Origin of the sequence: Streptomyces sp. NPDC051105 (genome assembly GCF_040682795.1) — a bacterium.
Classification (GTDB): Bacteria; Actinomycetota; Actinomycetes; order Streptomycetales; family Streptomycetaceae; genus Streptomyces.
On record NZ_JBFBBR010000001.1, the window covers coordinates 875998 to 889139 of the forward strand.

At 73.5% G+C, this 13142-nt stretch carries 11 protein-coding genes; 5 read left to right on the top strand and 6 right to left on the bottom strand.

The window, feature by feature from the left end; translation table 11 throughout:
• Nucleotides 1–8: 8 nt before the first annotated feature.
• A complete protein-coding gene (locus AB0N16_RS03900; RefSeq protein ID WP_365792689.1) occupies nucleotides 9–1169 on the top strand; it encodes an oxygenase MpaB family protein in 1161 nt (386 codons plus the stop codon).
• A 314-nt stretch (nucleotides 1170–1483) separates the two neighbouring features.
• On the opposite strand, the gene AB0N16_RS03905 is transcribed toward AB0N16_RS03900, so the two are convergent.
• Both AB0N16_RS03905 and AB0N16_RS03910 read right to left on the bottom strand, forming a co-directional pair.
• Nucleotides 1484–2737 carry an AI-2E family transporter gene (locus AB0N16_RS03905; protein WP_365792691.1) on the bottom strand — a complete coding sequence of 418 codons (1254 nt, stop codon included), beginning with the start codon at nucleotides 2735–2737 and terminating at the stop codon, nucleotides 1484–1486.
• 60 nt (nucleotides 2738–2797) lie between these two features.
• Nucleotides 2798–2992, bottom strand: a complete 195-nt coding sequence (locus tag AB0N16_RS03910) for a DUF3046 domain-containing protein (RefSeq protein ID WP_362576501.1) — start codon at nucleotides 2990–2992, stop codon at nucleotides 2798–2800.
• 80 nt (nucleotides 2993–3072) lie between these two features.
• Between AB0N16_RS03910 and AB0N16_RS03915 the strand changes: the two genes are divergently transcribed.
• A complete protein-coding gene (locus tag AB0N16_RS03915; RefSeq protein WP_365792694.1) occupies nucleotides 3073–4017 on the top strand; it encodes a hypothetical protein in 945 nt (314 codons plus the stop codon).
• Nucleotides 4018–4045: 28 nt separating this feature from the next.
• On the opposite strand, the gene AB0N16_RS03920 is transcribed toward AB0N16_RS03915, so the two are convergent.
• From AB0N16_RS03920 to AB0N16_RS03930, 3 genes are read right to left on the bottom strand one after another with little or no spacing between them, the layout of a single operon-like run.
• The gene (locus tag AB0N16_RS03920) at nucleotides 4046–4354 is read right to left on the bottom strand and encodes an AzlD domain-containing protein (protein WP_365792696.1); all 309 of its coding nucleotides are present in this window, start codon (nucleotides 4352–4354) and stop codon (nucleotides 4046–4048) included.
• On the bottom strand, nucleotides 4351–5097 hold the full coding sequence (locus AB0N16_RS03925; protein ID WP_365792698.1) for an AzlC family ABC transporter permease: 747 nt from the start codon (nucleotides 5095–5097) through the stop codon (nucleotides 4351–4353). The genes AB0N16_RS03920 and AB0N16_RS03925 overlap by 4 nt, the downstream gene beginning before the upstream one ends.
• A 10-nt stretch (nucleotides 5098–5107) precedes the next feature.
• A complete protein-coding gene (locus tag AB0N16_RS03930) occupies nucleotides 5108–6013 on the bottom strand; it encodes an AraC family transcriptional regulator (protein WP_365792700.1) in 906 nt (301 codons plus the stop codon).
• Between the two features lie 176 nt (nucleotides 6014–6189).
• Here AB0N16_RS03930 and AB0N16_RS03935 point away from each other — a divergent pair, with 176 nt between their 5' ends.
• The 3 genes from AB0N16_RS03935 to AB0N16_RS03945 all read left to right on the top strand — a co-directional run bounded on the left by AB0N16_RS03935 (nucleotide 6190) and on the right by AB0N16_RS03945 (nucleotide 12898).
• Nucleotides 6190–11145 (top strand): ATP-dependent helicase, encoded by a 4956-nt coding sequence (locus tag AB0N16_RS03935; RefSeq protein ID WP_365792702.1) that lies wholly within the window; start codon nucleotides 6190–6192, stop codon nucleotides 11143–11145.
• A gap of 119 nt (nucleotides 11146–11264) precedes the next feature.
• Nucleotides 11265–12101 carry a DNA-formamidopyrimidine glycosylase family protein gene (locus AB0N16_RS03940; RefSeq protein WP_365792704.1) on the top strand — a complete coding sequence of 279 codons (837 nt, stop codon included), beginning with the start codon at nucleotides 11265–11267 and terminating at the stop codon, nucleotides 12099–12101.
• 32 nt (nucleotides 12102–12133) lie between these two features.
• Nucleotides 12134–12898, top strand: a complete 765-nt coding sequence (locus tag AB0N16_RS03945) for an SDR family NAD(P)-dependent oxidoreductase (RefSeq protein ID WP_365792706.1) — start codon at nucleotides 12134–12136, stop codon at nucleotides 12896–12898.
• On the opposite strand, the gene AB0N16_RS03950 is transcribed toward AB0N16_RS03945, so the two are convergent.
• Entirely contained in the window at nucleotides 12846–13124 is a 279-nt protein-coding gene (locus AB0N16_RS03950; protein ID WP_365792708.1) for a hypothetical protein, read from the bottom strand. The genes AB0N16_RS03945 and AB0N16_RS03950 overlap by 53 nt on opposite strands.
• Nucleotides 13125–13142 lie beyond the last annotated feature (18 nt).

Sequence of the window (13142 nt, forward strand, 5' to 3'; positions counted from 1 at the left end):
GCCCTGCCGTGACCCACACCGAGGCGTCGTTGGACGCCCTCCGGTACACCGGTGACGAACTCGCCGACGCCACGGTCGCCGCACTCTTCGAGCGCGGGGAGGTGGGCACGTTCAACTCCCTGATGCGCTATGTCTCCACCGCCGGCGCGCCCCTGCCGGACGGGCTGCCCGACGTCGCACGGGAGTACCTGGAGGCCACCCGGGTCCCACCCTCGTGGGTGGACTGGGGCGAGATGGAGAAGGCCCGGCTGTTCTTCATCGACAACAACGTGCACATCGCGACCGCGCTCTCCTTCGCCTCCATGCCCGCCTGCTACGTCGTCCCGCGCGTGGCGAAGCTGCTGTCGGCCACGCACGGGCTCAGCTACCCCTCCAAGCGCATGGCGGAGACCGGTCAGTTCACCGTCTATCTGATGCAGCCCGACGCCTTCGAGGCCGGCGGCCGCTTCGTCCCCGCCGCCCAGAAGGTGCGTCTGCTGCACGCCTCGATCCGGCACCACCTCAAGCGCGAGAACCGCTGGGACACCGAGACGCTGGGGACGCCGATCTGCCAGGAGGACATGATCGGCGGGCAGATGTTCTTCTCACTGCTGGTCCTCGACAGTCTGCACCGACTGGGCATCCATCTGTCCACGGAGGGCGCGGAAGCGTACTACTACGCGTGGCGGGTGGTGGGCGCCATGCTCGGCGTCGACCAGGAGACCGTTCCGAAGACCCTCGACGAGGCGCGCGCCTTCCTCGATCTGTACATGGTCCGGCACATGGGCCCCTCCCAGGAGGGCGTGGTCCTCACCCGGCAGCTCATCGACCTCTACGAGGAGGTCGTCCCCGGCACCTTCTTCGACCCGATCGTCTCGGCCCTGATCCGCCATCTGGTCGGCGACACCTGCGCGGACTGGCTGGAGGTGCCGCGCACCCCGTGGGACACCGTCGTCAAGGCCGTACCGCACCTCCTCGGCGTCCTGGAGACCATCGAGGACCGCTCCCCGCTGGGCGCGTGGGCGCTGGACCGCCTCGGCCACCTCACCACCGTCTTCGAGCTGTCCTCCCTCACCCGTGGCCGCGTCATGCACTACGCCATCCCCGAACACCTGAGGAAGGACTACGGCGTCCCGGGCGCGGTGCCCCGCAGCCGGCGGTGGACCCCGCCGGCCGCCACGGTCTCCTGACCGTCCACACGCCTACTCCCCACGGCGTACGGCGGGTGTCCTCAGCCGGACGACGACCGCGCGGACGGCCCCCGGGAGGGTGGGCGCATGCCCTGCCCCTGGAAAGTCCGTCCTCCGCGGAGACTTCGGCCTCCCCGGAAGGTCCGCACCGGAATCCACCGGCGAGCCCCCTGCGCGGTGCCCGTCCCGCCGAGCGTCTCTGTCATGCGGCCGGGGTGCTCCTCGTCCTCTCCGGCCTGGTGCACCTGGTGGTGTTCGCGGTGGACCGGTAGCCGCCACTCGTCCCGGTGGCCCGGCACCAATCGGGGCGGCCGTCAGGTCGAGCTCTCCCGTGAGTCCTCGGCCGGCCGCTGCCCTATCAGCCGCCGCACGCGCGTGAGCAGCCCGGGGCCGCCCGCGCCGCGCCGGGGGTGGCCGTGCACCCGCGGGTCGTCCGTGACGTCGTAGCGCTTCACATAGGCGCTCAGGAACGCCTGGAGCGTGGCGACCGCCGGGATGGCGATCAGCGCGCCGACCGCGCCGAGCAGCGCGGTGCCCGCGATGACCGAGCCGAAGGCGACCGCCGGGTGGATGTCGACGGACTTGGAGGTCAGCTTCGGCTGGAGCATGTAGTTCTCGAACTGCTGGTAGATCACGACGAACACCAGCACCCACACCGCGTACAGGGGGTTGACGGTGAACGCGATCAGCATCGGCAGCGCACCCGCGAGATAGGTGCCGATGGTGGGGATGAACTGCGAGACCAGACCCACCCAGACACCGAGTACGGGCGCGTACGGCACGCCCAGGGCCTCCAGCAGGATGTAGTGGGCGATGCCGGAGATCAGCGCCATCACACCGCGCGAGTACAGGTAGCCGCCGGTCTTGTCCACGGCGATCTCCCAGGCCCGCAGCACCTCGGCCTGGCGGGCGGGCGGCAGGACGGAGCACAGGGTGCGGCGCAGCCGGGGGCCGTCGGCGGCGAAGTAGAAGGCGAACAGCGTGATCGTCAGCAGCTGGAAGAGGCCGCCGAGCACCTGCCCGGAGACGTCGAGCACGCCGGCCGCGCTGTTCTGCGCGTACTTGCGCAGCCAGTCGGAGTGCAGCAGGCCCTCCTGGACGTCGACCCGCTTCACGTCGGTGTGAAAGGTGTGGTTGACCCAGTTGATGACCGAATCGAGGTAGTCCGGGAAGTCTTCGACGATCTTGATGATCTGGCCGGCCAGCATGGAGCCGAGCAGCGTGACGAATCCCGCAGCGGCGATGGCCAGGCCGAGGAAGACCAGGAAGGTCGCGATCCCCCGGCGCGTTCCGCGCGAGGCCATCCAGCTCACCGCGGGCTCGATGGCGAGCGCCAGGAAGAACGCGATGAGGATGTTGATCAGCAGGCCGGTGAGCTGGTGGAACGCCCAGCTGCCCAGCTGGAAGGCGGCGATGAGGGCGAGCGCCAGCACCATGGCGCGCGGCAGCCAGCGCGGCATGCGGGCGCCCGGTACCGCGGCGCCGGCGGCCGGGGGTCCGGCGGCCGGCGTCGTGTCGACCGGGTATGCGTCCTGGGCGGTCCGCCCGTCGTCGTCAGTGGGTGCCACGGTGCAAGTCTCGCCGACGGCACTGACAACGCGTGGCCGGTGTCCAATCTTTGTGCACGCTCAGCGCTTCTCCCCGGGAACGTTCATGACCGTGCAGACCACACGCCATACTTCCTTGGCCTCCCAGCCGGCGTCCAGCGCCTCGTGCACCGTGAGTCCGCCGAGCTCCGTCATCACATGATCGCGCGCGAAGGTGTCGGCGTACCCGGAACCGAAGTGTTCCGCCATCCGCTGCCAGAAGACCGTCAACCGCATGACACCAGTATCCCGCCCCTGAGAGTGGGCCCTGCCCGGGACCGCTTGCCGAGACCGCTTTCCGTCCTACGGTCTGACGCATGGCCGAAACCGGAGCTTCCCCACTCCCCCCTACGCCCCCGGCGCACTCCCCGCTCTTCCGCGCCGAACAGTTCATGTGGCTCACCGCGCGCGTGCTGGAGCAGCGCCTTTTCGCGTACCACTTCCTGAACGGCAGCCCCGATCCGGTGGAGACGGCGCTGGACGCCTACCGCAACGAGGACGGCGGGTACGGCCATGCGCTGGAGCCCGATCTGCGCGGTCCGGTGAGCCAGCCGCTGCACACCGGGCACGCGCTGGCCGTCCTGGACGCCGTGGGGCGCTGCGGCGGGCAGCGGGTGGAGCGGGTGTGCCGCTATCTGACGTCCGTCTCCACCGCGGACGGGGCGCTGCCGGCGATCCATCCGAGCCAGCGCGGCTATCCGGCCGCCCCGTTCATCCCGATCACCGACGACCCGCCCAGCGAGCTGCTCGCCACCGGCCCTGTGGTGGGGCTGCTGCACCGCAACGAGGTGTGGCACGCCTGGCTGTTCCGGGCCACCGACTTCTGCTGGGAGGCCGTGGAGTCACTGGAGAAGTCGCATCCCTACGAGGTCGAGGCCGCCGTCGCCTTCCTGGACGCGGTACCCGACCGCGCCCGCGCGGAGGCGGCCGCCGACCGGCTGGGCCGCCTGGTGCGCGAGCACCGGCTGGCCGCGCTGGACCCGGAGCGCCTGGACGCGTACCCGGTGGCGACGGGCTACGCCCCGGGCGAGCACCACTTCCCGCACGACTTCGCGAAGTCCCCGGACTCGCTGGCGCGCGCGTGGTTCACCGACGAGGAGATGGCCCGCTCGCTGGACCACCTCGCCGCCGAGCAGCAGGAGGACGGCGGCTGGCCGATCGGCTGGCTCCAGTGGGCGCCGGCCACCGCCCTGGAGGCCCGCCCGATGGTGACGATCAAGGCGCTGCGCACCCTGAAGGCGTACGGCCACCTCGTGGGGTGACCCGTCTCTCGGCCGCCCCCGGCCCCGCTCAGCCCGCGATGGCCCGGACCCCCGCCGTCACCAGCACGGCCGCGCCGACGACGACCAGGAAGGGCGCGCGCAGCACCAGCGCCAGGGCGGCGGCCCCGAGTCCCGCGGCCCGGGCGTCCAGCACGAGCGCGTGCCCGTCGGCGAACGTCTGCTGGGCCGTGAGGGCGGCGAGCAGGGCCACCGGCAGCAGGGCGGCCAGCCGCCGCACCACCGGCCGCTCCAGGACGCCCGTGGGCACCAGCAGCCCGGCGAGCTTGACGGCGTAGCAGCCGAGGACGGTCGCGGCGATCGCGATCCAGATGTTCAACGGGTCTCCTCGGAAGCGTCGTCGCGGGTACGGCCGGACCGGCGGCCGGAGACGTACAGGACGGCCGGCGCCGCCAGCGCGGCCGCCAGGACCGGCACCCCGGCGGGCAGTACGGGCAGCAGGCCGAGCCCCAGCAGCACCGCGAGCGCGGCGACCGCGCGGTCGGTCGTGGTCTTCAGCATGGGGGCGAGCAGCGCCAGGAACACGGCGGGTCCGGCCGCGTCCAGGCCCCAGGCGCCGGTGTCCCCGACGGCCTTGGCGCCGAGCGCGCCGAGCAGGGTGGTGAGGTTCCACAGCACGTACAGGCTGAGTCCGGTGACGGTGAAGCCGATCCGCGCGGCACGCCGTGTCGGCTGGGCGAGCGTCACCGCGGTGGTCTCGTCGATCACCCACTGGGCGGCCAGCGGCCGTAGCGCGCGCGGAAGGGCCAGCACCTGCGACAGACGCAGCCCGTAGAAAGCGTTGCGCACCCCGAGGAAGAAGGCGCCGGCCGCCGCGGTGAGCGGGTTGCCGCCGGCCGCGAGTGCCCCGACCAGGGCGAACTGGGAGGCACCGGTGAACACCAGGAGGCTGAGTGCGCAGGTCTGGAGCAGTCCGAGCCCGCTGCCGGCCGAGGTCACCCCGAAGGCGAACCCGGAGAGTCCCACGGCGACGCCGACCCCGAGGGCGTCCCGGACGACGGCGGAGTCCGGTTTCGGCTCGTCCGCGCCGCGTATGTCTGCGAGTGCTGTCTGCTGTGCCACGCCCAGGACGCTACGTACCGCCGTCCCGCGCGTCTTGTACGTTCTTGCGCCCGCCTGGGCGCGCACCGGGACCGCGCTCGCGCGGATGCGCCACGGGACCGCGCTCACGCTGGTAGGCACCCGGCGGGACGCCGACGATCCGCGCGAAGTGCCGGTTGAGGTGCGGCTGGTCGGTGAAGCCGACGGTGACGGCGGCCTCGGCGGGGGCCGCGCCCGCGTCCAGCAGCAGCCGGGCGCGGCGCACCCGGGCGTCGGTCAACCAGGTGTGCGGGGGCATGCCGTAGGTGTCGCGGAACGCCCGCAGCAGCGCGAAGGGACTGGTGCCGAGGTCGGTGGCGAGCCGTTCCAGGGTCGGCGGCTCGGCCATCCGCTCCTCCAGCACGGCACGCGCGCGTGCGGCGAGCCGCGCGCCGGCGGTGCGGACCTGCCGCTGCGGCAGCGGGCCGCCGTTCGACCGCAGCAGCCGGGTCACCGCCACCCGCAGCAGGGTGTCGGCGGCGAGCGCGTTGCCCTCGTCGGCGGCGCGCAGCACCCGGTGCACCAGGGCGACGCAGTACGGATCGTCGAGCATCGGGCTGACGAAGCCGGGGGTGCCCCGGATCGCGGTGGTCTCCGCGGCGATCGCCGTCACCAGTTCCGGGGACGGGTAGACCGCGCCGTACCGCCAGCCCTCGGGGACCCCGGCCCGGCCGGTGTGCGCGGTGTCGGGGTTGACGAGCGCGAGCGCCCCGGCGCCGACGGTCACGTCGGAACCCCGGTGCCGGAAGACCTCGACCCCGTCCGCGATCCCGGCGATCACGAAGTGCTCGTGGGTGTGCCGGACAAACGTCTTCCGGACGTACCGGGCACGCAGCAGATCGACGTCGGGCAGCGCCTCGTACCGCCAGTGCCGCGCCCGCTCGTCCGATGCCGTCATACGCCCATTGTCGACCGCCCCGCTCCACCCGACCGCCCTCACCCCGCACCTTCGGCTCCCGCTTCCCGCCGGCCGCCCAGCTCGGCTGCCACCCCGCACCCCTCTTCCCGGTATCCCGCCTCCCGCATCTCCGCAGGTCAGACCCGGTTGTCAGTGGCCGGGTGCAGGATTGACCCATGGCGAAATCCGCAGACCGGGCCCTCGACGGCTTCTCCCCCGCGACCCGCGGCTGGTTCACGGGGGCGTTTTCCGCGCCCACCGCGGCCCAGGCGGGCGCGTGGCAGGCCATCGGGGCGGGCTCGGACGTGCTGGTGGTCGCCCCGACCGGCTCCGGCAAGACACTGGCCGCCTTCCTCGCCGCCCTGGACCAGCTGGCCTCGGCCCCGCCCCCGGCCGACCCCAGGAAGCGCTGCCGGGTGCTGTACGTGTCCCCGCTCAAGGCCCTCGCGGTCGACGTCGAGCGGAACCTGCGCAGTCCGCTGACCGGCATCCGCCAGGAGTCCGTGCGCCTCGGTCTGCCCGAGCCGGAGGTCAGGGTCGGCATCCGCTCCGGCGACACCCCGCCCGCCGAGCGCCGCGCCCTGTCCACCCGCCCGCCGGACATCCTGATCACCACCCCGGAGTCCCTGTTCCTCATGCTGACGTCGGCCACGCGTGACGCGCTGACCGGCATCGAGACGGTGATCCTGGACGAGGTGCACGCCGTCGCCGGCACCAAGCGCGGCGCGCATCTCGCGCTCTCCCTGGAGCGGCTGGACGAGCTGCTGCCGAAGCCGGCCCGCCGTATCGGCCTGTCGGCGACCGTCCGTCCGGTCGACGAGGTGGCCCGCTATCTCTCGCCGCGCCGCAAGGTGGAGATCGTCCAGCCCGAGTCCGGCAAGGAGTTCGACCTCTCCGTCGTCGTCCCCGTGGAGGACATGGGCGAGCTGGGCGGCTCGCCGGCGACCGATGCCAAGGAGGGCGGGGACCGGCCGTCGATCTGGCCGCATGTGGAAGAGCGGATCGCCGACCTGGTGCAGGCCCACCGCTCGACGATCGTCTTCGCGAACTCACGCCGGCTGGCGGAGCGGCTGTGCAACCGGCTCAACGAGATCGCGTACGAGCGCGTGACCGGCGAGCCGCTGGACGAGCACCACTCCCCCGCCGAGCTGATGGGCGGCTCGGGCGCGGCCCAGGGCGCCCCGCCGGTCATCGCCCGCGCGCACCACGGCTCGGTCTCCAAGGAGCAGCGGGCCCTGGTCGAGGAGGACCTGAAGGCCGGCCGGCTGCCCGCCGTGGTGGCCACCTCCAGCCTCGAACTGGGCATCGACATGGGCGCGGTGGACCTGGTCGTCCAGGTCGAGTCCCCGCCCTCGGTGGCCTCCGGCCTCCAGCGCGTCGGCCGCGCGGGACACCAGGTCGGCGCGGTGTCCACCGGCGTGGTCTTCCCCAAGTACCGGGGCGACCTGGTGCAGGCGGCCGTGGTCACCGAGCGGATGCGCACCGGCTCCATCGAGTCCTTGAGGGTCCCGGCCAACCCCCTCGACGTGCTGGCACAGCAGCTGGTCGCGATGACGTCGCTGGACACCTGGCAGTTCGACGACCTGCTGGCCATGGTCCGCCGCGCGGCTCCCTTCGCCTCGCTCCCGGAGTCGGCGTTCACCGCGGTCCTCGACATGCTCGCGGGCCGCTATCCGTCCGACGCCTTCGCCGAGCTGCGCCCGCGCGTGGTCTGGGACCGGGTCGCGGGCACGGTCACCGGCCGCCCGGGCGCCCAGCGCCTGGCCGTCACCTCCGGCGGCACGATCCCCGACCGTGGCCTCTTCGGCGTCTTCCTCGCCGGCGCCGACCCCAAGAAGGGCGGCGGCCGGGTCGGCGAGCTGGACGAGGAGATGGTGTACGAGTCCCGGGTGGGCGATGTCTTCACCCTGGGCACCAGCTCCTGGCGCATCGAGGACATCACGCGGGACCGCGTCCTGGTCTCCCCCGCCCCCGGGGTGCCGGGCCGCCTGCCCTTCTGGAAGGGCGACCAGCTGGGCCGCCCGCTCGAACTGGGCCGCGCGGTGGGCGCGTTCCTGCGCGAGGTCGGCTCGCTCGCCAAGGACGACGCCCGGCTGCGTCTGCTCGCGGCGGGCCTGGACGCCTGGGCGGCGGACAACGTGCTGTCGTACCTCGACGAACAGCGCGAGGCCTGCGGCCATGTCCCCGACGACCGCACGATCGTCGTGGAGCGCTTCCGTGACGAACTGGGCGACTGGCGGGTCGTCGTCCACTCCCCGTTCGGCGCGCAGGTCCACGCTCCCTGGGCGCTGGCCCTCGGCGCCCGGCTGTCCGAGCGGTACGGCATGGACGCCCAGGTCATGCACGCCGACGACGGCATCGTGCTGCGCCTGCCGGACGCCGACCTGATGGGCCTGGATCTGCTCGATCAGGCCCCCACCAAGGCGGGCACCGAATACGACGCCGAGCAGGCGCCCGTCGGCGCGGCGGACGTCGCCTTCGACAAGGGCGAGGTCGACCAGATCGTCACCGACCAGGTCGGCGGCTCGGCCCTGTTCGCCGCCCGGTTCCGCGAATGCGCGGCCCGCGCGCTGTTGCTGCCCCGCCGCAACCCCGGCAAGCGCACCCCGCTGTGGCAGCAGCGTCAGCGTGCCGCCCAACTGCTCCAGGTGGCGAGCGAGTTCGGGTCCTTCCCGATCGTCCTGGAAGCGGTCCGCGAGTGCCTCCAGGACGTCTTCGACGTGCCGGGCCTGGTCGAGCTGATGGGTGACCTGGAGTCCCGGAAGGTCCGCCTGGTCGAGGTCACGACCCCGGAGCCGTCCCCCTTCGCCCGGTCCCTCCTGTTCGGCTATGTCGCCCAGTTCCTGTACGAGGGCGACTCCCCGCTCGCCGAGCGTCGCGCGGCCGCGCTCTCCCTGGACTCCCGCCTGCTGGCCGAGCTGCTGGGCCAGGCGGAGCTGCGCGAGCTGCTCGACGCGGACGTGCTCACCGAGCTGGAACGCGAGCTGCAGTGGCTCACCGAGGACCGCCGGATCAAGGACCCGGAAGGCGTCGCCGACGTGCTGCGGCTGCTCGGGCCGCTCACGGACGCCGAGTTGGCCGAGCGGGGCGCCGAACCGCGATGGGCCGAGGAGCTGGCCGGTGCCCGCCGGGCGATCAAGGTCCGGATCGCCGGTGGCGACCACTGGGCGGCGATCGAGGACGCGGGCCGGCTGCGCGACGCGCTCGGCACGGCCTTGCCGGTGGGTGTCCCCGAGGCGTTCACCGAGCCGGTGAAGGATCCGCTGGGCGACCTCCTCGCCCGGTACGCGCGCACGCACGGCCCGTTCACGTCGGCCACGGCGGCGGCCCGGTTCGGGCTCGGAGCCGCGGTCACGGACGGCGCGTTGCAGCGGCTCGCCGCGGGCGGCCGGGTGGTGCAGGGCGAGTTCCATCCGGCGGGCATCGGCCAGGAGTGGTGCGACGCGGCCGTGCTGCGCAGGCTGCGCCGCCGCTCCCTGGCCGCGCTCCGGCACGAGCTGGAGCCGGTGGCACCGGCCGCGCTCGCACAGTTCCTGCCCCAGTGGCAGCACATCGGCAAGGGGCACGGGCTGCGTGGCGTCGACGGACTGGTGCGCGCCGTCGAGCAGTTGCAGGGCGCGTCGGTGCCGGCGTCGGCCCTGGAGAAGCTGGTCCTGCCGTCCCGGGTGGCCAACTACACGCCCTCGATGCTCGACGAACTCACCGCCGCCGGAGAGCTCGTGTGGGCCGGCGCGGGCGCCCTGCCGGGCAAGGACGGCTGGGTCTCGCTGTATCTGGCGGACGCGGCCCCGCTGCTCCTGCCACCACCGCACCCCCTGGAGCTGACGGCCCTCCACCAGTCCGTCCTGGACACCCTCTCCGGCGGCTACGGCCTGTTCTTCCGTCAGATCGCCGACCAGGTCCGCGCCACCACCCACCCCGACGCCACCGACCCCCAACTGGCCGATGCTGTCTGGGACCTGGCCTGGTCCGGTCGGCTCACCAACGACACCCTGGCCCCGATGCGCGCCCTGCTGGGCTCGGGCCGTACCGCGGGTGCCACGGCCCACCGCGCCAAGCGCGCCGTCCCGCGCGGTCGTTACGGCTCCTTGACGGCCGCCGCCCGCACCGCCTCACGTACCGGTCCGCCGACCGTCGCCGGCCGCTGGTCCCTGCTCCCGCAGCGCGAGCCGGACACCACCGTGCGCGCCCACGCCCTGGCCCGCACCCTGCTCGACCGGCACGGCGTGGTCACCCGGGGAGCGGTCGCGGCGGAGGGCGTCGAGGGTGGTTTCTCGGCGGTGTACCGCATCCTGTCGGCGTTCGAGGAGAGCGGGCAGGCCCGCCGGGGTTACGTCGTCGAGGGGCTCGGCGCGGCCCAGTTCGCGATGGACGGCGCGGTCGACCGGCTGCGCGCCGCGTCCAACGCCCGCGAGCGCGGCGAGACTCTGCCGGGTGCCCCCTTCGGAAACGGCGGCCCAGTGGCCCACGCGTCCTTCGGGAACGGCGGCTCGGTCACCTCCGCCGCGTTCGGCGCCGAGACCCCCCTCGGCCCCATCGACGAAGCCGGCTTCCCCGGCCTGGACGGGGACTTCACCTGGCCCCCCGAGCCCCCCACCGCCCCCGGCGACTACGTCTCCCCCAAGGGCCTCGCCCCGTCCGACCCGTTCGCCGCCCCCGGCTACGGCGGCCCCCGCGGCGGCAGCCCCGCGAACCCGTACACCTACGGCAGCCATCACACCCGTACCCCGGCCGCCCCCGACCCCAGAGCCGTGGTCCTCGCCGCCGCCGACCCCGCCAACGCCTATGGCGCCGCCCTCTCCTGGCCCGAGCCCCCGACCGGCGCAGGTCACAAGCCGGGCCGTAAGGCGGGCTCGCTGGTCGTCCTGGTGGACGGCGAGCTGACCCTCTACATGGAGCGCGGCGGCAAGACCCTGCTGGCGTGGCCGTCCGCCCCGGACACGGACGCCGGCGACGACCCCCGCCTGCGTACGGCAGCCGAGGCCCTCGCGGCCGCCGCCCGCGCCGGCACCCTCGGCACGGTGACGGTGGAGCGTGTCAACGGCGCCACGGCCCTGACCTCGCCCCTGGGCACCCTGCTGGAAGGAGCGGGCTTCATCGCGACCCCGCGCGGCCTGCGCCTGCGGGCCTGACCCACCAGGAACATGAACACCGGACATGAACACCGCGCCCCCGGTGCGCCGCATGCGCCACCGCCATCCGCGCCCGTGCCCCCACCGCGCGCTCCACGCTCCCGTGTCACCCTTGACCCATGCCCGAAGGTGACACGGTCTGGCAGGCCGCGCGGCGCCTGCACGACGCGCTCGCGGGCAAGGTGCTGACCCGCAGCGACTTCCGGGTGCCCAAGTACGCCACCGTCGACCTCACCGGCCGTACCGTCCTCGGCACCATCCCGCGCGGCAAGCACCTGCTCACCCGCTTCGAGGGCGGCCTGACCCTGCACACGCATCTGCGGATGGAGGGCGCGTGGAAGGTCTACGGGAGCGGCGAGCGCTGGAAGGGGGGCCCCGACCACCAGATCAGGGCCGTCCTCGGTGCCGCCGACCGCACCGCCGTGGGTTACCGCCTCCAGGTTCTGGAGTTCCTGCGCACCGGCGAGGAGGATCGCGCCGTGGGCCACCTCGGCCCCGACCTGCTGGGCCCCGACTGGAACCCCGACCGCGCCCTCGCCAACCTGCTCGCCGACCCCGCCCGGCCGCTCGGCGAGGCCCTGCTCGACCAGCGCAACCTCGCCGGCATCGGCAACGTCTACAAGAGCGAGCTCTGCTTCCTGATCGGCGCGACCCCCTGGCTCCCGGTCGGCGCGCTCCCCGCCGATCGTGCCGCGAAACTCCCCGGCCTCGCCAAGCGCCTCCTGGAGGCCAACCGCGACCGCCTGGTCCGCCAGACCACGGGCCTGCGCAACCAGGACCTGTTCGTCTACGGCCGCGCCCGGCGCCCCTGTCTGCGCTGCGGCACCCCGATCCGGGTGGGCGACCAGGGCGACGGCTCCCGTGAGCGCCCCACCTACTGGTGCCCCGTCTGCCAGACCGGCCCCGCCCGCGGCTCTCGAGGCACCCCGAGCAGCCGCTCTCGCCAGGCTAATTGACGACCCGTCAGAAACGCTCGTACCGTCCCCTCATGTCCCTCAAGGCGTACGACCTCACCGGCCGCACCGCATTCGTCACCGGGGCCGCCGGCGGTATCGGGCGGGCTTCCGCCGTGCTGCTCGCCGAGGCGGGCGCGACCGTGCACTGTGCCGACCGGAACGCGGAAGGCCTGGACGAGACGGCCACATTGATCAAGGACGCCGGCGGCACCGCCCACATCCACACCGTCGACGTCACCGACCGGGCGCAGCTCGGGCAGGCCGTCCGGTCCTGCGAGCGGCTGGACGTCATGGCGGCGATCGCCGGGATCATGCACCGCAGCCCGGTGCTGGAGACCCGTGACGAGGACGTCGACCGGGTGCTGGACGTCAATTTCAAAGGCGTCCTGCGCTCCTGCCAGGAGGCGGCACGCCTGATGCTCGACCGGCAGACCGGGGGCAGCATCATCACCATGGCGTCGGGTGCGATCGACACCGGCGGCCCCGGCCTGCTCTGCTACGGCGCGGCCAAGGCGGCCGTGGTCCAGCTGACCAAGACGCTCGCGAGCGAGGTCGGCCGGCAGGGCATCCGCGTCAACGCGGTCGCCCCGGGCTGGACCCGGACCCCCATGACCGACCGCGACGACGGCGAGGAGCAGCGGCAGACGGAGGCGTGGATGGCCCGGATGTCGCCCCTGGGCCGCGTCGGCGAAGCTGCGGACGTCGCTCACGCCGTGCTGTATCTGGCGTCCGACGCCTCCTCGTTCATGACCGGCCAGATCCTGCGCCCGAACGGAGGGGTCGCGATGCCCTGGTAACGACCGGTGTCCGCCAGGCGGCCCGCCACCGCCCGGGGCCCATGGCCCCCGCCGCCCGGGACCTCGGTACACAGTTGACCGGCAGCAGGCTCAGTCCCCATCCCCCGGCGGCCACGGTCCCCTCCAGGGCCCCGGCTCCGTCGGCGAAGGTGATCCGCAGCACGGCCCACCACCACACCGCCGCGAATCCCAGGGCAACCCCCCAGCGCACTATCCGTCCCACCATGGCCGACACCTCCAGCCG